Source organism: Bdellovibrio sp. BIS2 (genome assembly GCF_055398295.1).
In genome coordinates this window covers 967,434-986,326 of the sequence record NZ_AP035879.1, presented here as the reverse complement: position 1 = coordinate 986,326, position 18,893 = coordinate 967,434, and the positions used below count along the sequence as shown (strand labels likewise).

The window sequence follows — 18,893 nt, the reverse complement described above, 5'->3', positions numbered from 1 at the left end:
ATATTCAATATGCGCAACTACTGTCTAGCTTGTTCTGAACTCCGATTCTCTCATCCACTATAGTCGAGACTACTCACCTTCTTGATCAGCAGGATTTGACACAGGAGTGACGGAGCCAATCTTTCCTTGAATATCGGTCACATCAATTTCAACCACGGCCGAAGAAGCAGGTCTTTGCAAACTCCCCAGTGCCGCCATGTTATAAATATGCTCCTCAGAACGAAGCAACGACGGATTCGTCCTAGCGAACCAAGTAAAATGAACCAGCACAAAAATTACAATTGCCACCAACAACACAAGCAAAGTAACAATCACATAAGTCTGTCCACCCCAGATACATAAGGGGACTAAAAGCACTGCAAGTACAAGCACAAGCACAACCAGAACTGTAAATGGATGATTTAGTTTTGTCTTGGCCAAAGATACCAGATTATTTGAATCAAACATTTAACAGCCCTCTCTTTGTTTCATAAAGAGAAACATCAACCTGCACACACTTTCCGACAACCTTCTTAATCGAAAATAACAATTGATAAGGAAGACCCGAGATCATTAGCTCCACTCTATTTCTTGTCCCTATATACGCTCCATCGAGATGACCAATTTTAACTGTAATAGTTAGCGAATTTTCACTTCTACTTATAACCTCGGAGGAAGGCGTAAAGTTCCAATCATCATTCACAATAAATGTCATCGTGAAAAATTTGCCCCCAACAATCGGAATAGAAACAACAACCGGCTCGACAATATCACCCAAAAAACTCTCTGAAGAGAGCAACTGGTATGGCCCGTTCTCAATCTTTAAATCTACTTTGTTCATTAACGATATCCTTGGTTTAGCTAAACAAACACAGACTACTCACAAACAATAACACCCCACCCAGGGCTTTACATGCGACTAGTAACGTAGAATTCCTCGATGATCAGCTGTGGATCACGATTGGCAGCAAAGGCCTGCTCCACCTGCAGCGCTTTCTGAATCAAATTCAGAATTCGTGGGCGCTCCAGCTCTGCCAGGACCTTGATCAGCGGCGCCTGATCCAGATTCACAATCTGAGTTTTGGCACCCTCTTGCAGGCAAATAGCATCCTTCAGGAATCCCACCCAGTAAGAAATTATGCGCTGCCCTTGAGCGCGGTCTTTGAACTCGGTTCTCCATAGTTCATTCAGCAGGAAATCGTTATCCTGAATAAACAAGGTCAAAAGCTCGACTGCTTTTTCGCGAACCTCTTGTTCAGGACCTTCCTGCAACTGAGCCAGCTTTTCAAAGCTGCCCCCCGCCGCTTTCAAAGCCCAGGCTGGTGCTTTCACGCGCTTCCCCAGATCTTCCTGAGTCAACGGACGGAATTGAACAATGCGGGACCGGGAACGAATCGTCGGCAAAATCCCCGCCACACTCGGAGCGATCAAAAAGAAGAACGTGCCTTCAGGGGGTTCTTCCAAAGTTTTTAGCAGTGAATTGGCCGCTTGCGGATTCAGGGTTTGCGCCTGATCAATGATGATCACGCGATTGCCCGTCAGACTTTTTAAGCTGAGGAATTCCAGAATTTCTTTGGCCTGTTCCATTTTGATGTTGGCACCCGACGGCGCAATCACCTTCAGACCTTCGTGCGAACCTTGAGAAATCCGGAAGCAGGAGGGACACTTGCCACAACCACGCGGACTGGAAGGACACAACAGCGCCTGGGCCATGCCCATCGCTGTCAGTTTTTTGCCGATGCCGCCGGGACCGACAAACAAAAAAGTCTGGCCGGGCTTTCCGTTTTCGAAAGACTCGACCATCTTTTTGATTGTTTCCTGATGTCCTAAGACGAAATCCAGCATGCGGGCCATAGCGACGTCCTTACAGAACTTTTCGTTCAGTCAAAGACTGCAACAACTGTTTAAACAAAACTTCCGGAGTTTCACGCGCATCCAGCACGATCCACGAAGCGGCGTCCTCGCGGGACTGCTTCAGGAAGGACTGGCGAACGTTTTCATGGAAAGTGTCGGCTTCAGATTCAATGCGGTCTTCCGTTTCACCCGTGACTGCCCCACGCCCTTGACGACGACGGCGGCTTTCTTCCACGGACAGATCCAACAGCACCGTGACATCAGCTTTCAAGCCACCCGTGGCAAAGCTATTCAGCATCACCACATCAGCTTCCGAGATCGCACGCCCGCCGCTTTGAAACGCAACAGAGCTTGCAGAAAAACGATCACACAAAACCCAGGTGCCGGCAGCCAAAGCAGGACGGATCACCTGATCCACGTGCTGGGAACGGCTGGCTTCATAAAGCAGCAATTCCGTGCGCGGGGTTGGAGCCGGACCTTCTTTTCTCAGAATCATGTTGCGGATTTCATCACCTAGCGGGGTTCCGCCGGGCTCACGGGTGCGCAAAAAGTTGATGGCTCTTTTTTGCAGCTCACGCTCCAACGCCGCCATCAAAGAACTTTTGCCGGAGCCATCCAGCCCCTCAAATACGATAAATTTCATTTTGCACCGCAAGAAAGATTAGTTGAATACAGGACCGCACGCACGGCGTCCACCTACGTGGACTTTGTCAGATATTGCGCGGTAGACGTCAACAAATCGCATCGCGACAAGGCGCACAGAGCCCTTCACATCGCCTATTTGGACTCTGACGAATCCTTTGACCAGCGGTGACACGGTAATGCGGATCAAGGCCTGGCGCTCAAAGCGGTTGGTGAACGTCAATAGGTCCGCCAACGGTGGCGGAGGGAAGCCAAGACTGGAGCTCAACCCCGACGAGAAGAACTCAGGGGACGAGGTGCTGTACCCAGGAATTGCCGGAGGATAGAACGAAGTCCCCTTCAGAGTCTCAGCGCCATCCCGACGGCCCATGGTAATACCGGCTTTACCAACCACGCCCATCACGGTGATCGCGGCCTTGGTATTGTCGAACTTTTCAGAGTTGTGGAAGATCTCAAACACAAAAGCTTTTTTGGTTTTGTTAAAGGCAATGCTGAAGCCCACTTCGTCAGCTCCACCGCCCCCTTTGCGCAGAACCCCGGCTTCGGCCAGAATACCCGCAGAAACACTCAAACCAAATTCATTGGAATCAATCACCAGTGGCGCCTGAGACCACAACTTGTAATCCAACCCGCGCAGAATGCTTTGCACAGCCTGCTGGCTGCGCACTTGGAAGGTTCTTTGCGCCTGGGATTCAACAACAGTCTCTTTCCCGAAGGCTTTTTTCACTTTGATTTTCACAAAACTCAGACCGTCGCCCACCAGGCTTCCGGCACCGTACACAAATTTGGTGGAATTCAGAATGCGCGCAGCATTCGTCAAAAACATCAGACGCATTTCATGGAATTTTTTGCGGCGGTCTTCAGGAAGACTTTCAAATGGTTCCAAAGGGTCGGTTTCAGCCACAGAACCACCACGGGCGATGATTTGTTCACGGACTTTCTCAGGGATCTTCAGACCCAAAGATTCTTTCATCAGCTCGCGATCCGGGGTCGTTTCAAATTCGTAGATCTGCTCGCCCTTGCCGACCTTGATCAGCAACTTGTCCTGTTGGGCGATCTGCGCTTTTTCAAGCGTGCTCTCTACGACTTCCGTTTCAATAGACGAAAGATCTTCGGCCCAGGCAGGGACCCAAGTTGAGACAAGCAATGCCGCAAAGGTAAGGGAGCGAACTACGTTTTTCATATTGAGCTGTGAAAAATGCAATCCCAGGACCGGGCTTTTAGCAATGCTAACTATATGATTTCTCGATTTTTTGCTGTCTAAGGCTTAGACAGCGGGCCCTAGCCCGCCACCAGTTCGAGCTGAGGCGTGGGACCCCTTAAAACTCAACAACCCAAGTTCCGGCCGAGGTTTTATTGAACTTGTACATGATCAGGGGATGCTCAAGGGTTTCCGGGGTCTTCCCGATCTGCTTGCCAATCCCGTTAACGGCTTCAGCAAAGTTGAAACTGCGACTGCGGCCCGGATCCATTCCACCCGCGATGCGGGCGAGGGTCATTCGCAAGGACGGCGGATAGGTGTTCACAACCACGACGGCGGTGGCTTTGGTTTCGGTCAGAAATTTGACCTCCACCACTTCCACTTCGGATTTTTTCAGCATGAATTCCTGATAGGACTTGTTCAGCCATTCGGATTGTTTGATGGAATCATCCGCTTCGATTTTCAACTGCTCCTGGAACTTCTTTTCCCCCAGCTCCAACGCGAGCTTTTTGATGGTTCCCTCCTGAGTTGTACAGGAGGACAGCAGCACAAAAAATAAGCAGGTGGCCAGACGGATGGAGTTTTTCATGTCTCTATGGTGATCAATAAGCGCTCCAGACTCAACAGAGTCGTGACTTAACGCGTTAGGCCACCAGAATCAGGTCACTTTGGGGTGGACGAAAACCGCCATTATCCATATATTTGGGGGTCTTTGGGAGATTACATAAAATGACTACATTTATCGGCGTATTGCATATCATCGTAGCCCTTGTTTTGATCATCTTGGTTTTGATCCAAGATTCCAAATCTGATGGCGCTCTGGGCATGGGTGGATCTTCCGGTTCCAACTCTTTGTTGGGTGCTACTGGCGCTCAGTCTTTGGCTGGTAAAATGACAGTATGGGCAGCCATCATCTTCGCGGTGACTTGCCTGGCTTTGGCGACTTTGACTTCTTCCAAAACCAAGTCCGTAGTTGACAGCCTTCCGCTGCCAACAGCTCCGGCTCAAGAACATTTCCCAACAGAAGCTACTGACGCTGCAGCCGGCGCTGCGGCTGTTCCTGCTGCAGAGACTGCTCCGGCAGCAACTCCAGCGGCTTCCCCTGCTGCAACAGCAGCTCCTGCACAGAAGTAATTTTAGTGCCTTCCTGACAGGTTCTTCGCTATAGTTTTCCTATGGCGAAGAACAACTGGCTGATTCCATCTCTGATTATCGTAGGCGTATTAAGCGTCGCCCTTTCTCTCTTCATCTCAACTCAGACTGAAAAAACCAAACCCGGTGCCCGTCCTTTGGCGCGACTGGAATTGAATCTGGGTAAAGTCTTTGTTCTTCGCAATAACATGACCAACAAAGAAGTCCTGACCCGCAAGGCGACTTTGTTTGCGCTGGATTCCGTTGAAACCAGTGTCGATGGTGATGCGACGATGGAGTTTGATTCGTCTTACCGTATTCGTGTGCTGGAAAATTCTTTGATCACGCTGGATGAGGAAAACGAGCGCATTGTTCTGATCATCAAGCGCGGTGATCTGCAGGTTGAAAACTATGGCCGCGAAGGCAGCGTTTACATCTCGAAGGACGGCGTGCGCTGGACGGCCACTGATTACGAAATGAATTACAAAAAACAGGCCCCGACCGAAACTCTGCCGGAACTGGCTCCGGCGGAAACACCGATGGCAAATCAAAAACCGGTGGAGGGCCTGACGTCCGAGTTCATTCAAGACACTCTGAAAACCCATCGCAGTTCGTTCTTTAAGTGCTACACACAACTGCTACAAAGAACTCCGGGTGTTGTCGGCCAGGCTTCGATCAGCTTCACCATCGAACGCACAGGTAAAGTCAGCCAGGCCGACATTGCCAGCAGCAGCCTGAATGACCCTCAATTCAAAAAATGTCTTCTGGAATCCGTACGCCGTGTGGAATTCAAAGTCTTCGGCGGTGATCCGATCACCACTGTCTTCCCTCTAAGATTTGAATAAAAAAAGGGCCTTCGAATGAAGGCCTAGCGATAGTCGTGCAGATAATCAATGCGGTCCGGAATCCAGGGTTCATGCACCCCTTCCATCTCGTACACCCGTCCGTCATCCACCAGCTTCTCTTTGAGTGGCGCAACACTGGGCTGATAAGATGAATGCAGCAGACCTTTTTCGATAAAGAACGGACGGACTTCGTTGTAAGCGCGTTCACCCAAAACCCCGCGGCGGATGAATTCATCAAAACTCTTCATCAGCTCTTCCGGAGTGTAGCCATAATTATAAACCATATCCTGGATCACGGCGTAGATTCCGTCCAGATTCAGACGGCCGTCCTGATACATATCCAGCGCCACTTGGAACGTGTTATAAGTCGCCAGCGTACGGCGACCGAACTTCAGATAGTAGTCCGGGTCCGTGTCGGTGGCCAGGTTGATATAGATTTTTTCCACCGGATCGTTTTCTGGAATCTGCGCCTGCAGCTCCAGAATGGTGTTCACCTGCTCGCCCGTGACGTTCAGCTTTTCCAGCGTCGTGCGAATGTCATTGGTGCCCAGACGGCGGGAACAAATATCCGAATAAAGATTATAGATGATCGCATCGGTTTCACTGTCATCGCCCCAGCAGATCTGGCGCACGTTTTCACCCAGACGCGTGCGCAACTGCATCAGCGCCTGCAGCTTGTAACCCACCTGCTTGGTCAGACGCCAGAAGCGGCCCGGGCGCAGGTTGGCCAGATTGTCTTTATAAAAACAGCCAAAGGGACGGATGTTGTCCAAAGAAAACTTTTCCGAGATACGTTCTTCCATCTGTGGCGGTGAAGCCGTGATGAAATAGATCGGAAAGTACATGTAACCTTTTTGTTGCTTGCGGTATTCAGACAGGGACTGCAAAAGCGTGTTGGTGCCGGGAATGTTTTTCTTGTTCAGGGCACGTTCCAAAATGGTGGTCATCAGACCCGACAGGGAATCAATCGTGGTGTCCAGATAGGTCTTATCCAGGTCCCACAAAAAGACTTCCTCGTGACTTTTCTCCATGCCCTCGGACACGTAACGGAAAAAAACCACATCCCCATTCATCTCACTACGATCACGCCAATCAGCCATGACTTTATTCTGACACAGGCCCACGGCTGCCGCAATTGAGATTAGAAACAGCCCGTGGTATTGACCGGTTCTGCCATCTGACGGCAACGAACCTGAGCTTTGGAACACTTCACACGCAGGTGGAAGTGATTGTGGTGGTCCTTTTCGGGAATCAGGCGGCGCAGCGTCTGAGCCGCAAGGCTTGAGTTGTCACCCTTGGTCAACTCGCCCTTGGCAATGGCATGACTGCACAGGGCCTGCTTCAAAGCACCGTGAATAAAGATACGGTCAATAAGCTGAGTGCCCACGACCTCTTTAAACAGTTTCCATTGAGGCTCCAGCATCCAGTTGGCGTGAGGTTTGTTCACTGCCACAGCGGACGCGAAGTACCCTTGGAAGGACTTGTTGTTAAAGAAGAAAGCCACGTCCGCATCCAGACCATTTTGATGGGATTTGTGGGAACCCAGCTTACCCCCCGCCTCACGGGACAGATCGCCCACAGACAGCTCGTAACCCGGGATTTCTTTTTTCGTCAAAAGACCCATTTTCACAATAATGTAAGCCAGCTCATTGGTCGCGAAGTGAGTTTTTCTTTTCGGACGAATGATCTCATAGCCTGTCGGAGCATGGGCCTGCTGGTAGGTCAGCATGTTCGCAGCATTCTGCAAACGGCCCGCATTCACCGGTCCGATAGCCTGACTGACTTTGTTCACAGGCGGAGCTGTCTCAGGCACACGAGGCTGACCGGTTTTTGGAGGATCCTTTTTAGGCTCCTCACGCTTTGGAGGTTCTTCTTTTTTTGGTTCCTCTTTTTTCGGTTCTTCTTTTTTAGGCTCGTCCTTTTTAGGAGGATCTTTTTTGGGATCTTCCTTCTTAGGTGGATCGGCCTTGGGAGAATCCTTCTTAGGTTCGTCCTTTTTCGGAGTGTCCTGCTTTGGCTCCTCTTTTTTAGGCTCTTCTTTCTTAGGTTCTTCCGTTTTTGGAGCTTCCGGCTTTTTTACTTCCAGAATCTTTTCGATGTCATCAGCAACGTCACCAACGTAACGGCCTGGCTCGCCCTCGACTTCATCGTGCCCGCCCTCGATCTCAGATTCTTCGTCTGCCGGCAGTTCTTCTTCACCCGGAATTGGTTCTTCCGTCGCCGGACTGACGTCATCCTGCAGAGACTCCACCTGATGGTGATAAACGATGCCCTGATAATAAACGTAGATATCAATGAAAGATGAGCGGCATCCGCCGTCAACACTCAGACACGTGGCCTTCGCCGCCACTTTCAAATCCTGATTGTCCGGGGTTTTGGCTTTATAGGTTTTCAGGGCGATGAATCCGTAAGGATCCAAGATACCCGCAAGATCCAGCTCCACGGTCTGAACTGATTTTGCACGCACCGGAAGGAATTCGATTTTTCCCTTCAGGGTCATGCCTTTGGTCGTCTGATCAAAATTGACACTCAAATCCTGCACCCGAGTGGAACCGCGCACGACTTTGTATCCATCCTCGTCTATCACATTGGGTTGTGCCGGCTCATAAGTCGTCACGACCTCAGACCCCTGTTCACGGGTGTCCGGAGCACAGGCTGCCAGCATTGATAAGGAGCTTAAAATGATGAGGGCACGCAACAAAGTCTTCATCCTGCCGGGAACATTGCAGGATTCATGCTTTCGGGAGCTGCAATATAAGCGGACTTCCTACTGACGGACTGTCAAAGTTTTAGATAGATATGACAAGAAGCGGTCCCGCAGCTCGCCATTGCGGATTTCGTACAGATTTCCGTGACGTCCGTCCGGGATCAGCCAAAGTTCTTTCGGCTCGGCGGCGGCTTTATACATATTTTCAGTAAATCGCGGCTCTACCGCTTTATCAGCCGTGCCGGTGATGAATAGCAACGGGATGGGTGACAACGACGCCAGCGACTGCGGGGCGTATTCATCACTGACCACCACCGACGACAAGGGCTGCAGGATCCATGTGAACCAGTGCCGGTTCATCACGCCTTTGGCCATCCCCTGATAAGAATCAAAACTGGCTTCGACGACCACATTCCGCAAAGGAATGCGGCCTTTGATTTCTTCTGCGGTTTTCAGTGCGATAATTCCGCCCAAGCTGTGCCCGTAAATTATCAGGGGGCGCGAGTCCTTTTTCTGATGCAGCCATTCCGCCGCTGCGACCCCCGCCGCCACGGTGTTTTCCGGAGTCGGGTAACCGCTGGACTGCCCATAGCCAGGATAATCAAAGATAAAATAGTTATAACCTTGCGACGGCAGCCATTGAAACATCAGAAAATGCGACGTCAGGTTTTCGGCGTTGCCATGGAAAAACAGCATCGTGCCTTTGTTGTCAGCATGTGCAGAGGCAAAGTACCAGCCGTGCACTTTTTCACCCGTGGAGGTGGTCAAATACACATCTTCAGGACTTAATTTAATCCGGGCCGGATCAAAGAGCTTTTCTTTCATCGGGTAATAGAAAAACGACTGACACCCGGTCAGCAGCATCGTCGCGATGCATCCGAAAAAGAAACGGCGAAGGCCCGAAAACTTTGTCATACTGGAATCATGAAACGATTCGAACATCAATGGCAAGACTATAAGTGGGTCGATTGTGAAGCTCCTTCGCAGGAAGATCTGCGTCAGTTGGCCGAGGAATTTCCCATTCCCCTGCAGGCCCTGACGACATGTCTTGATCCCGAACATTTGCCGATGTGCACGTTCTATGAAAAAGTATGCTTCTTCATTCTGCGCCATCATGATGTCCAGGCAAAACCCAAAGCCGGCACCATGCAGGAACTTACCACCAAAATCATTTTCTTTGTGGGTCAGGATTTTTTGCTGACGATTCACCGTGTGCCTCTGGAATGCATTTCAATTAAAAAAGACAAAGTCGCTTTTGAACAGCTTCCCCTTTACACCCTGGTGAAATCGCTGTGTGTGCAAACTGTGAAAAGTTTTGATGCGCCCTTGGATGTGCTGGATTCAAAAACCGATGTGATCGAAGAGCGTGTGTTTGCCCTTAAACGTCGCACGATCCTGCGCGAAGGTTATCACATCAAACGAAAAGCCGCGTCTTATCGCAAGATTTTCAAATTCACCGCCGATGTCTTCAGCAAGATTCATCACCACGAAAACATTCCTCTAAAAGACATACAGCAGGTGCGTGAGCCTCTGGAAAAAGTGGCCTTTTACGCCGATGACATTTACGAGGAAATCACCGGACTATTGAATCTGCACCTGTCCTTGATGTCACAAAAAACCAATGAAGCATCTTTCCGCACCAACGAAGTGATGCGGGTGTTGACTGTGCTTTCCCTGTTCTTCTTGCCTTTGAATTTCATCGCCGGGGTTTACGGAATGAACTTTGAAAACATGCCGGAACTCAAAGAGCCCAATGGCTATTACGCAACCTTGGCCTTTATGCTGATGGTGGTCGTCGGCATCACATGGTGGATCTATAAAAAAGGCTGGCTGAAAAAAGAAGAACTGTAAAAAGCAGGCCCCCAGGGCCTGCTTTGACTGCCAGCTAAGTCCGAGCCCGGGCCTGCACGAAGGAATAAAAGAACACGGCGTTCGGATCACTTGCGACCCGCGCCATTTCTTCCTTCACACCTTCAACCACTTCCTGAGAAATGCATTTGGCTTCCACCAGTTGATCGCTGGCGCTTAACAGAAGCTCAGTCCAGTATTCAATACAGTCTTTACGTGCTTGCGGATAACGATTGTCCAGGAACCAGGTTTTGATCTCTGTGTGGATGTCATGATATCCGAGCTGCATAAAGAAGTTCCCCAGCTTGGCTCCGACAAATGGATCCCCTTTTTGCTTCAGTTGATATTCATTGAAGGCCATCCAGTACTTCCACACGTTCGGCGAATACGGATCCAGGAAAAAGGAAGCATTCATCACTTCAGTGGCATAGACCACGGACCCAGGGCGCAACACCCGGCGCACTTCCGACAAAACCCGAATCGGATCCGGCACGTGCTCCAGAATCCAGCACAGGAAAGCCCCGTCGAAAGAGTTCGCAGAAAAGTCCATCGCCGTGGCATCCATTTCCTTGAGCTCAAAACGCTGTTCGGCAAAAGGCAAATGACTTAACCGGTGTTTCGCCGCAGAAAGTTGTTTCGTGCTGCGATCAATGCCGGTCAGCTTCAGATCAGGAAAACGCCGCAGAATGATTTCACTTTGCGCCCCAACACCACAGCCGACTTCCAGCAAATCTTTGACGTTGGATAAATTGATATTTTGATAAACCGTGTGTTCACCGAAGCGCGCCTGTTTGCGCAAACGATCTTGTTCTTCTTTGGTGAACCCATGCAGATAAGGAAAATCAGCCATCGAAAGCCCCCTTCGGAGGTGAAGCTTCTATTTAATAGCTGAGCCCCCGATTGCTCAAGCCCTCTCACTCTGCGCCAGCACAAAGCAAAAGTTGCCATGCAACAAACTTAAGAAGCCTCACTTGTTTTCATAAGCGCCAAACCGAGGCCCTGCCTAGCTGTGGGGCTACCCACAGGCAGAAATGCAGCGACCTCCGTGGGCGCCACGACGGCGCGCACCCGCGCGAAAGCGCGGGCCACGGCCGAGCCCGGATGGCGTGTCGCGGAATTACTGACTGAGGGGAGCCCCACAGCTAGGCAGGGCCGCTAGAATCCTTCCCAGCGTACATTGACGCGGGGGAATTCGATCCAGTCTTCATTGGATGGGAAACCGTCAGGGCGAGGTTCGGTACCGCCCTTGAAACTTAGGAAGGCCGTCAAAGCACATATAAAGGCTTCGAAGGCGTGATTGTTTTCGATCATCAGTTTCACGTCCTGATCGTACACGAACGCGACGTTGTGCGTGCTCAATGCGTGTAGAATTTCGCGACGACTTTCATCGCCGCCGATGGCGTGTTTATGAAAGCGCAGATGACTTTTCATCACATTCAAAGAACGTCCCAAACGCCATACCGAAAGTTTGGGGAAGACCTCGATGCACTTGGCCTTCATGCTGCGCTTCAGATACATGGCCCGCGCCAGTAAAGGAGCCGTATTCGCCCCCATGGCGTGCTGAAGGATGAAGGGCTCTTCCAACTCGGAAGACACATACATCTCCACACAGCGCTGGGTGTACGGAGTGAACAGCTTGCGTGGCTTCTTTTTTTTATGCAGCTTACGCGTGTAGTCCCACATCCATTTGACGTGGGGCTTTTTGCAATCCTCGATACTGGTGCAGCAGTCATCCGACTGCAGGCACACCGGCAGATTAAAAGGCACATCAAACGCGATCAGATCAATTTCATTGTGATACTGACGAATCACTTCCTGAATTTTGAAGTCGGCGGAATGAACTTCGTCGCTCTTGATTTTTTCCACCAAGCGCGACAGGAAGATTTTTTTGTGTTTGGGATAGTATTCCAGAACGGCCAGGCAGGCCTTGTCGGTTTTACCGCCCCCCAGGGACAGACCGATGAAACGATGAACATCTCCGGCATGCGTCGCCGAAGCCGCAGTTTTTTTAACTGCGGTCTTCTTCGTCGTCTTTTTCTTTACAGGGGATCGACGGGTTTTGCGTCCATCACCTGGAAGCCGGCTTTTTGGCATGCGTTGGCTACTCCCTCACGTTTATCCGGAGGACACCAGACCAGAACACAGCCGCCGCCCCCAGCTCCACAAATTTTAACAGCCTCGGCCCCATTCTGCAAAGAGACTTCCGCAAGCTTGTAGATCTCAGGACTTGAAAATTCCGGGGCCAAGCGGACACGGGCTTCAAATTCGCGTTTAAACAACCCGCCCAGGTCCTTCCAGTTCCCGGCACGAATGGCATGCTCGGTTTCAATGGCAATACCTTTGAGATCCCGCAGGGCCTGTAATGTTCTAGGATCCTTAACAACAGAATCCTTCATCACTTCAAAGTTGTTAAGACCCGAATGATGGGCCTTGCCCGTATAGACCAGCATGAATTTTTCAGCCAGCGGCGTGTGGGACACCGGAAGCACCTTTTGTTCGATGCCGTCATAGCTGTAGTGAAGAACGTTGATGCCACCGGAAGCCGCCGGATAATAATCCTGAGTCCCGGTTGGAGTGTTCAGAATTTCGGCCTCGATATTGTGAGCCACATGAACCATATTGTGCACGTCTTTGAATGGCTTTCCACAGAACTGGGCAAAGGCTTTCATCAGGCTGATTGTCAGACTGGAGCTTCCGCCCAATCCCCCGCCCACCGGACTTTGCGAAGAGGTCTTCAAAGTAAAGCCCTGCTTGGGCATCCAGTAACGAAGCTGCGTCTGCAGCAGAATCATCTGGGGATCGGTGTCGGCCAAAGCCTCTTGCAGGTTGCTATAGGCCTTGCGCAACTTCAAGTCAGCGGATTCCAAAACAATGGTGGAATCATCATGCGGAGTCAGTTCCGCCACCGTGTAGATATCAATGGCCACATTCACAGTGGAAGCCCCATTGATAAACAAATAAAGGGGCCACAAATCCAATGTGCCCCCAGCCAAATCCACACGCGTCGGAGATTTAACTACAATCTTCTGCATTACTTTTCTTTCTGCTCGGCCATCATGGCCTGCGATTCTTCTGCTTCACTTTTTTTAGGTTGTTTCGGTTCGGACACTTCACGCAAGTCAGCCAGACTGACTTTGATAAAACGATCCAGCGCGCCCGCTTCCATTTTCATTGCCTGAGCGGGTTCAGAAACCTTGGCAAAGATGCCAAGGTCTTGAGCCTGCCCCACTTCGGCCTTCCATTTTTTGTCGGCCATCGTCAGATCCATCACAAACAGATTCTTCAGGGCCGGAAGTTTGCCCTCGACGATTTCAGAGGCCTTGGCATCTGAAATTGCTGTCAGGAATTCACGCACCTTGTTTTGATCGAGCTTCAGGTCCTTCTGCGCGGGCGCCACCCACTGGCCTTCCACACGGCGGATTTCCAAAGACCCCACCTGGTTTTTCAAACGGACTTCGTCCACGCTGGCAATCTTGTGGCGCAGGAAGCGGCGTTCCCGGAAATCCATGACACCTTTGTTCACGCGGTTTTGCCATACCGAATTCACCACCAGGACTTTGTTTTCACCATCACGGCGGGCAAACACGTTGTCTTCAAAGTTGCGTTTTTCAGAGATCTCAAAGACATTCTGGGTGCCAGCGGTGGTCTTGAAAGTCACTTTACCTGCAGGCTTATCCAGCCCATACAACGACCAGTTGATGCTGTCGCCTTCGGCGGCGGTTTCAATGATACGTTCTGGGAACACGCCTTTGACAAAATCGTCCACGGCGGTGTTGTCAGCCTGATCTTTCAAAGGCTCTTCCATATTCCAGCCGTCCACCGTGCGCTTCAGAGTGATTTTCTGATCCCCTTTTTCGACCTGAACCCAGTCCACTTGTTCAAAGTTGACGGTCATCAGGCGCGCGTCCATCGAACGCTTTTCTTCCATCTTTTTTTCGTGGAAGAAGTCATAAACCGCATAACCACCAAAAACCAGCAGACAGATGACAAGAATTGAACGTCCTTTGAGTTTCATTACGCATTTCTCCTTCTAAGCCACAGACCGATGCTGGTGCCCAACAAAAGAATAGGAAGTGGGATGATGAAAGCAAACAAGAAAAGACCAAACTTGGTTTCTGTCATGATCATTTGTGTCGCCAAAGGCTCTTTCGGCGTGATGCTGATCAGGCTTTCCTCTTTGGCCAGAGCCGCAATGGAATTCAGCACTAGATCCCGGTTTAGGTTCTGATAAAGCATCTGATTGGTCAGGAAATCCACGTCCCCTGCCACGATCGCCGTAAAGTCCTTGGCGTTATCATCTCCGGCCCACTTGCCGCTGACTTCATCCACCAGAGCATAACTGCCCTCTGGGCCTTCGCCGCGAATCTGCATGGACGGGAACGCCATGGCATTGGGAGCGGTGGAAACCAGTTCATCCACAACCACGCCTTTAACAATATCCACTTTTTTCAAAGACTGCGGATAACGGAACAAAGTCACTTCCGAGCGGCCGAAAGGTTTTGTGATCTTGTTGTTCATCGAGAAGATCACCCCCATGGTTGGGCCCTGGTTAATGCCTTTACCCATGACAGTTTCAACCTGATTCAGGATGTAGTTGTTTTCAAACTGCACACCCATCTTGGCAACCAGCTTTTCAAGACCTGCCGTGTTCTGGGATTCAATCGCCAGGAACAGACTGCCTCCATTTTTCAGGTATGCTTCCAACGCGTCGATTTCAAATGCCTGGAAACCCTGAACCGGTCCCGCGATCACGATAACATCGGCATCATCAGGAATTTTGGCATTCTGGATCAGGGAAAGTTCTTTGACCGTGTAGCGGTTGTTTTCCAGCAACGACTTCAAAGAACCCAGCCCCAGAGCCTCCTTGTTTTCGCTCAAAGCCTTTTCCCCGTGACCGACGGTGAAATAAACAGTCTTGTTCTTTTCGCGCGTCACCTTCACCAAAGCACTGGTGAAATCCTGCTCGTCGATTTTTTCGATGCGATTGCGGCGGCCCTTGTAATCCAGGAACACCACGCCGCTGCCCTTGTCGACACCAAATTCCTGTGCCAGGTCCGGGCGCTCGTTCACTTCCACGAAATCCAGCTGCACTTTGCTGCTGTGATCCTGATATTTTTTGATCAGCTCGCGGAACAGACGACGGTTTTCTTCGTTGCCCTCGACACCTTTTTTATAGAAGAAATAAACTTTCAGATCTGAATCAAGCCCCTTTACAAGCTTGATCGATTGCTCAGACAAAGTGTTCACTTTGGCGGAAGAAAAGTCCCAGGTCTTGGTGTGGCGAGCACCGATATAATTCACGGCCCCCAACACTGCCAGCAAAAGGATGATCAGCATCCCCATGCTCATGCCTTCTTTCGTTGTCTTCATGGTGAAGAACTCCTTAAAGAAGGCACGGTCCTTGATAAGCCCGACCAGAACAAATACCACCGCCAAGCCCAACGCCACCCAGCAGAACGGAACCCAGTCACCCAAAAGGTAACGAGTGATGGACATGGCGACCAAAGAAAACCCAGCGAACAGGAAAGAAATTTTGCTCAATTTACTCATGACTTATCTCCAACGTGAGGATTCAACAACACGCTCTGCCAGGAAACAGAACAGGACAATAATACTGAAGAAGAACACCAGCGCATTCGAGCGCACGGTGCCTTCCACCAGACTGGAAAGATGACTGCTCAGGGAAACATGCTCGAAAATTTTACGAGCCGCTTCGCTGTCCATGACCTCGGTGCCGATACCGACAAACCAGATGGACACGTTAAAGATCACCGACGCCACATAAGCCACGATGCTGTTTTCTGTCAAAGAAGATGCAAACAAATCCATCGCCGCATAAACCGCGCCGACCAGGAAAATCCCCAGAAAGGCCACGACCAGCGGGCCCCAGTTCACGGTTGCCAAAGTGGAGGTCGCCAGCGGATACAGCAGCGCCAGCATCACCAGCCCCCCTACCGCGCCAAGAGCGGCCAGGTACTTGCCCATCACGATCTGCAGGGACGTCACCGGAGAAGTCAGAAGCAGGTCAAAAGTGCGAAGCTTCTTTTCCTCTGCAAACAATTTCATGGTCAAAGCCGGGACCACAAAGATCAAAAGAAGATTCAAGTACGACAACTGACGCAGGAACACCCCGTAATGAATGTTCAACTGGTTTTGAGGAACCCCCTGTTGCATCACGTAGTTCATCAAAAGCTGTGAAAACAGATTCAACTGAATCGGGTAAACCCAACTGAACACCAGACTCATCAGGAAGCAGATCACCCAGAACGTCGAATTGAAGTAAAAACCTTTCAGCTCTTTTTTAAAGATTGTCATTGTTGGATTCATGCTTCACCTCCACGATCCTGCTGACCATATGTGAGTTTCAGGAAGACATCTTCCAGATCGCGCTTGGCCTGACTGAGCTCAAGCAGTCCGTACCCGGCCGTCACAAGCTGGGACGAAACATTTTCAACGGCCTCTTCGCCGCCTTTCAGGTCAATATTCCATTCCTTGCGGGAAGCCCCCAACTGAACACCCGTCACCGCCCCGACGCCGGAAAGAACCTTTTTCATGTCTTCCACGTCCTTGCGCAAGCGCACGTGCAGGCGCACCTGGCCTTTATCCAAAGCAGCCAAGTTCTGGATGCTGTCTTCCGCGACGATCTTGCCTTTGTTGATGATGATCACTTTTTCGCAAGTCGCCTCCACTTCCGGCAGGATGTGGGTGGAAAGGATGATGGTGTGCTGGCCTTTTAAAGCTTTGATCAACTCACGGATCTCGGCCACTTGTTTTGGATCCAGGCCCACGGTCGGCTCATCCAGAATCAGAACCTCGGGATCAGACACAATCGCCTGAGCAATGCCCACACGCTGCTTGAAACCTTTGGATAAATGATGAATCAAACGTTTTTGCACATCGCCCAGATTGGTTTTTTCAATGGCGTTGTTCACACACGTTTCGATTTTTTCTTTTGGCACTTGCTTCAGGGCCGCTACATAGCGCAGATAATCGCGCACGAACATGTCCGCATAGACCGGTGGAATTTCCGGCAGGTAGCCAATGCGCTTTTTGACTTCCAAAGGATTTTCAAAAACATCAAATCCTGCGACGGAGGCATTGCCATGGCTTGGAGCCATGAAGCCTGTGATGATTTTCATTGTCGTGGATTTGCCGGCACCGTTGGGACCCAAAAAGCCCACAACATCACCCTTGGAAATTGAGAAGTTCAGTTTGTCGATGGCCCGTCGGGGACCATAATCTTTGGTGAGATCTTTGACTTCAATCACGATGCAATCTCCTCTGTAATCTAGAGGAAAATGTTAGACCGAAAAAACCCCAAAAGGTACCTGCTTACTTTTTCCGAAGCGTCGCGGCGTAAGAGTTTAATTCAGGGTCAGATTGAACGATTTTTCCGAATGATAGGTGACGCGCCCCAATTTGTCGCCCTTGATCGGACGGACAAAGCGGCACTCGACGATCACCACCGCCACTTTTTGCCCGACCATCAGGGATTTGGACGACAGAGATTCACGGGCCACCCAGGCGGCGACCTCTTGCACCTCGGCCGCAGTGATTTCCTGCTCGCGCTGGCGATGGATGATGGCGTGTGCTCCCGGATAATCTTTCAGATGCAGCCAGTAATCCCACGCTTTGGCCTGGCGAAGCAGCGCCAGATTGTCAGCACCCGACTTTCCGCAATACGCCAAAGCGCCGGAATCCAGGTGCAGTTTGCGGCCCCGCGCATCGGCCTTTTTCATCAGGTCCACCAAGACAGGTTTGCTTTGCTTCGCCGAATAACGAGTGGCTTCGAGCTTCTGGATTTCGATCAAAAGCTCATCCAGGCGTTCTCGGGCACCCTCTTTTTTTCCGACCATCTGTTTGGCTTTGGAAAAACAGTGTTCGATGTTCCAGCTTAAAGACTGCTTGCGATCCACACAGGACTGCAGATCCTCAGGCACATCCAGGGTTCCGTGAGTTTTCAGATACTGGCCGGCCTCGTACCACAAAAGCTCACGATCGCTTTCGATCTGCTTTTGGATTTCACTTAAGGCCTTGCGCTTTTTTTCCAAATCCTTTTGCTTCTGCTTTTCCCATTGGGCGACCGGATCCGGGTTCGTTGGCTTTTTGCCACCGGATTGCTCTGCCAGCCACTCTTCATGGATGGCGGTCAGATCGCGCGGCTCGGGGGGATTTTCCACCACCGGAGCTGGCGACAGGTCCAGAGGCCGATCCCACGCCACCTGTTTGCCATGAGCTTTGACGATCAAATTGCATTGTTTGGGAATCAGGCGAATTTCAAGTTCGCAGTCCATCGTGGCATTCTTCAGCTGCAGACAAACTACGCGGCCAAAGGCCTCTTGAACGGTCATGGAAGTAACATACAAATTGCGAGCATGAGAATTCAGGAAAAGACTGACCGGCTTGGTTTTCGGGCCTTTTTTAAACGGGCACTGATCCTCGAAAAGCAGCAGCATCGGGGTGTTTGGCACAAGGTCCAGTATCATCCAATACATGGTCCCGCGCAGGTGAAAGCCCAAAGCCAGACCTCGGTCATTGACAAGCACGTCCTGCAACTGGGCGCCGTCCAAAATTGGAGCAAAGTAAGAGACGAAATGCTGGAGTTCTTGCTGGGTCAGGGCTTTCATTGGTCCAAGTCTCTCATCCTTTGGGCCAAATTTCTATGGGTGATGCTCAGGTTCGAAGA

At 50.7% G+C, this 18,893-nt stretch carries 20 protein-coding genes; 3 read left to right on the top strand and 17 right to left on the bottom strand.

Going from position 1 to position 18,893, the window contains the following annotated elements:
- Nucleotides 1-69: 69 nt before the first annotated feature.
- From ACZ520_RS04820 to ACZ520_RS04795, 6 genes are all read right to left on the bottom strand, one after another.
- Nucleotides 70-447 (bottom strand): hypothetical protein, encoded by a 378-nt coding sequence (locus ACZ520_RS04820; RefSeq protein WP_464127668.1) that lies wholly within the window; start codon nucleotides 445-447, stop codon nucleotides 70-72.
- A complete protein-coding gene (locus tag ACZ520_RS04815; protein ID WP_464127667.1) occupies nucleotides 440-820 on the bottom strand; it encodes a hypothetical protein in 381 nt (126 codons plus the stop codon). The genes ACZ520_RS04820 and ACZ520_RS04815 overlap by 8 nt, the downstream gene beginning before the upstream one ends.
- Nucleotides 821-888: 68 nt before the next feature.
- On the bottom strand, nucleotides 889-1,833 hold the full coding sequence (locus ACZ520_RS04810; RefSeq protein WP_464127666.1) for a DNA polymerase III subunit delta' C-terminal domain-containing protein: 945 nt from the start codon (nucleotides 1,831-1,833) through the stop codon (nucleotides 889-891).
- Between the two features lie 10 nt (nucleotides 1,834-1,843).
- On the bottom strand, nucleotides 1,844-2,476 hold the full coding sequence (gene tmk / locus ACZ520_RS04805; RefSeq protein ID WP_198298015.1) for a dTMP kinase: 633 nt from the start codon (nucleotides 2,474-2,476) through the stop codon (nucleotides 1,844-1,846).
- 18 nt (nucleotides 2,477-2,494) lie between these two features.
- Nucleotides 2,495-3,658, bottom strand: a complete 1,164-nt coding sequence (locus ACZ520_RS04800) for a hypothetical protein (RefSeq protein ID WP_088565966.1) — start codon at nucleotides 3,656-3,658, stop codon at nucleotides 2,495-2,497.
- A gap of 136 nt (nucleotides 3,659-3,794) precedes the next feature.
- Complete coding sequence (locus tag ACZ520_RS04795; protein WP_088565967.1) at nucleotides 3,795-4,265, bottom strand: hypothetical protein; 471 nt, start codon at nucleotides 4,263-4,265, stop codon at nucleotides 3,795-3,797.
- A gap of 140 nt (nucleotides 4,266-4,405) precedes the next feature.
- Between ACZ520_RS04795 and secG the strand changes: the two genes are divergently transcribed.
- Nucleotides 4,406-4,810 (top strand): preprotein translocase subunit SecG, encoded by a 405-nt coding sequence (gene secG, locus ACZ520_RS04790; protein WP_088565968.1) that lies wholly within the window; start codon nucleotides 4,406-4,408, stop codon nucleotides 4,808-4,810.
- A 41-nt stretch (nucleotides 4,811-4,851) separates the two neighbouring features.
- Nucleotides 4,852-5,652 (top strand): AgmX/PglI C-terminal domain-containing protein, encoded by an 801-nt coding sequence (locus ACZ520_RS04785; protein ID WP_088565969.1) that lies wholly within the window; start codon nucleotides 4,852-4,854, stop codon nucleotides 5,650-5,652.
- A gap of 23 nt (nucleotides 5,653-5,675) precedes the next feature.
- Here ACZ520_RS04785 and ACZ520_RS04780 read toward each other — a convergent pair whose 3' ends face one another.
- The 3 genes from ACZ520_RS04780 to ACZ520_RS04770 are packed head-to-tail and all read right to left on the bottom strand — an operon-like array spanning nucleotide 5,676 to nucleotide 9,274.
- Entirely contained in the window at nucleotides 5,676-6,752 is a 1,077-nt protein-coding gene (locus tag ACZ520_RS04780; protein WP_088565970.1) for a phosphatase domain-containing protein, read from the bottom strand.
- A 41-nt stretch (nucleotides 6,753-6,793) separates the two neighbouring features.
- Nucleotides 6,794-8,362 (bottom strand): penicillin-insensitive murein endopeptidase, encoded by a 1,569-nt coding sequence (locus ACZ520_RS04775; RefSeq protein WP_464127665.1) that lies wholly within the window; start codon nucleotides 8,360-8,362, stop codon nucleotides 6,794-6,796.
- Nucleotides 8,363-8,419: 57 nt separating this feature from the next.
- Entirely contained in the window at nucleotides 8,420-9,274 is an 855-nt protein-coding gene (locus tag ACZ520_RS04770) for an alpha/beta hydrolase (protein ID WP_088565972.1), read from the bottom strand.
- 9 nt (nucleotides 9,275-9,283) lie between these two features.
- Here ACZ520_RS04770 and ACZ520_RS04765 point away from each other — a divergent pair, with 9 nt between their 5' ends.
- A complete protein-coding gene (locus ACZ520_RS04765) occupies nucleotides 9,284-10,210 on the top strand; it encodes a magnesium transporter CorA family protein (protein ID WP_088565973.1) in 927 nt (308 codons plus the stop codon).
- A gap of 34 nt (nucleotides 10,211-10,244) precedes the next feature.
- Here the strand turns inward: ACZ520_RS04765 and ACZ520_RS04760 are convergent, their stop codons facing one another.
- The 8 genes from ACZ520_RS04760 to ACZ520_RS04725 all read right to left on the bottom strand — a co-directional run bounded on the left by ACZ520_RS04760 (nucleotide 10,245) and on the right by ACZ520_RS04725 (nucleotide 18,834).
- Nucleotides 10,245-11,057 carry a methyltransferase domain-containing protein gene (locus ACZ520_RS04760; RefSeq protein WP_374032271.1) on the bottom strand — a complete coding sequence of 271 codons (813 nt, stop codon included), beginning with the start codon at nucleotides 11,055-11,057 and terminating at the stop codon, nucleotides 10,245-10,247.
- 305 nt (nucleotides 11,058-11,362) lie between these two features.
- Nucleotides 11,363-12,301, bottom strand: a complete 939-nt coding sequence (locus ACZ520_RS04755; RefSeq protein ID WP_088565974.1) for a DUF429 domain-containing protein — start codon at nucleotides 12,299-12,301, stop codon at nucleotides 11,363-11,365.
- Nucleotides 12,247-13,239, bottom strand: coding sequence for a GHMP family kinase ATP-binding protein (locus ACZ520_RS04750; RefSeq protein ID WP_088565975.1), 993 nt, complete (start codon nucleotides 13,237-13,239; stop codon nucleotides 12,247-12,249). Before ACZ520_RS04750 ends, ACZ520_RS04755 begins: the two co-directional genes overlap by 55 nt.
- On the bottom strand, nucleotides 13,239-14,222 hold the full coding sequence (locus tag ACZ520_RS04745; RefSeq protein WP_464127664.1) for a DUF4340 domain-containing protein: 984 nt from the start codon (nucleotides 14,220-14,222) through the stop codon (nucleotides 13,239-13,241). The genes ACZ520_RS04750 and ACZ520_RS04745 overlap by 1 nt, the downstream gene beginning before the upstream one ends.
- Nucleotides 14,222-15,757: a GldG family protein gene (locus ACZ520_RS04740; RefSeq protein ID WP_088565977.1), complete on the bottom strand. Its 1,536-nt coding sequence runs from the start codon at nucleotides 15,755-15,757 to the stop codon at nucleotides 14,222-14,224. The genes ACZ520_RS04745 and ACZ520_RS04740 overlap by 1 nt, the downstream gene beginning before the upstream one ends.
- A gap of 3 nt (nucleotides 15,758-15,760) precedes the next feature.
- Nucleotides 15,761-16,534 carry an ABC transporter permease gene (locus ACZ520_RS04735; protein ID WP_088565978.1) on the bottom strand — a complete coding sequence of 258 codons (774 nt, stop codon included), beginning with the start codon at nucleotides 16,532-16,534 and terminating at the stop codon, nucleotides 15,761-15,763.
- Nucleotides 16,531-17,475 carry an ABC transporter ATP-binding protein gene (locus ACZ520_RS04730; RefSeq protein ID WP_088565979.1) on the bottom strand — a complete coding sequence of 315 codons (945 nt, stop codon included), beginning with the start codon at nucleotides 17,473-17,475 and terminating at the stop codon, nucleotides 16,531-16,533. Before ACZ520_RS04730 ends, ACZ520_RS04735 begins: the two co-directional genes overlap by 4 nt.
- 96 nt (nucleotides 17,476-17,571) lie before the next feature.
- Nucleotides 17,572-18,834 carry a DUF814 domain-containing protein gene (locus ACZ520_RS04725; RefSeq protein WP_464127663.1) on the bottom strand — a complete coding sequence of 421 codons (1,263 nt, stop codon included), beginning with the start codon at nucleotides 18,832-18,834 and terminating at the stop codon, nucleotides 17,572-17,574.
- Nucleotides 18,835-18,893: the final 59 nt, after the last annotated feature.

What these genes read in the sequence shown, in the direction of transcription:
- ACZ520_RS04820 (WP_464127668.1), bottom strand. Translation starts at nt 447, where the DNA reads ATGTTTGATTCAAATAATCTGGTATCTTTGGCCAAGACAAAACTAAAT.
- ACZ520_RS04815 (WP_464127667.1), bottom strand. Translation starts at nt 820, where the DNA reads ATGAACAAAGTAGATTTAAAGATTGAGAACGGGCCATACCAGTTGCTC.
- ACZ520_RS04810 (WP_464127666.1), bottom strand. Translation starts at nt 1,833, where the DNA reads ATGGCCCGCATGCTGGATTTCGTCTTAGGACATCAGGAAACAATCAAA.
- tmk (WP_198298015.1), bottom strand. Translation starts at nt 2,476, where the DNA reads ATGAAATTTATCGTATTTGAGGGGCTGGATGGCTCCGGCAAAAGTTCT.
- ACZ520_RS04800 (WP_088565966.1), bottom strand. Translation starts at nt 3,658, where the DNA reads ATGAAAAACGTAGTTCGCTCCCTTACCTTTGCGGCATTGCTTGTCTCA.
- ACZ520_RS04795 (WP_088565967.1), bottom strand. Translation starts at nt 4,265, where the DNA reads ATGAAAAACTCCATCCGTCTGGCCACCTGCTTATTTTTTGTGCTGCTG.
- secG (WP_088565968.1), top strand. Translation starts at nt 4,406, where the DNA reads ATGACTACATTTATCGGCGTATTGCATATCATCGTAGCCCTTGTTTTG.
- ACZ520_RS04785 (WP_088565969.1), top strand. Translation starts at nt 4,852, where the DNA reads ATGGCGAAGAACAACTGGCTGATTCCATCTCTGATTATCGTAGGCGTA.
- ACZ520_RS04780 (WP_088565970.1), bottom strand. Translation starts at nt 6,752, where the DNA reads ATGGCTGATTGGCGTGATCGTAGTGAGATGAATGGGGATGTGGTTTTT.
- ACZ520_RS04775 (WP_464127665.1), bottom strand. Translation starts at nt 8,362, where the DNA reads ATGAAGACTTTGTTGCGTGCCCTCATCATTTTAAGCTCCTTATCAATG.
- ACZ520_RS04770 (WP_088565972.1), bottom strand. Translation starts at nt 9,274, where the DNA reads ATGACAAAGTTTTCGGGCCTTCGCCGTTTCTTTTTCGGATGCATCGCG.
- ACZ520_RS04765 (WP_088565973.1), top strand. Translation starts at nt 9,284, where the DNA reads ATGAAACGATTCGAACATCAATGGCAAGACTATAAGTGGGTCGATTGT.
- ACZ520_RS04760 (WP_374032271.1), bottom strand. Translation starts at nt 11,057, where the DNA reads ATGGCTGATTTTCCTTATCTGCATGGGTTCACCAAAGAAGAACAAGAT.
- ACZ520_RS04755 (WP_088565974.1), bottom strand. Translation starts at nt 12,301, where the DNA reads ATGCCAAAAAGCCGGCTTCCAGGTGATGGACGCAAAACCCGTCGATCC.
- ACZ520_RS04750 (WP_088565975.1), bottom strand. Translation starts at nt 13,239, where the DNA reads ATGCAGAAGATTGTAGTTAAATCTCCGACGCGTGTGGATTTGGCTGGG.
- ACZ520_RS04745 (WP_464127664.1), bottom strand. Translation starts at nt 14,222, where the DNA reads ATGAAACTCAAAGGACGTTCAATTCTTGTCATCTGTCTGCTGGTTTTT.
- ACZ520_RS04740 (WP_088565977.1), bottom strand. Translation starts at nt 15,757, where the DNA reads ATGAGTAAATTGAGCAAAATTTCTTTCCTGTTCGCTGGGTTTTCTTTG.
- ACZ520_RS04735 (WP_088565978.1), bottom strand. Translation starts at nt 16,534, where the DNA reads ATGAATCCAACAATGACAATCTTTAAAAAAGAGCTGAAAGGTTTTTAC.
- ACZ520_RS04725 (WP_464127663.1), bottom strand. Translation starts at nt 18,834, where the DNA reads ATGAAAGCCCTGACCCAGCAAGAACTCCAGCATTTCGTCTCTTACTTT.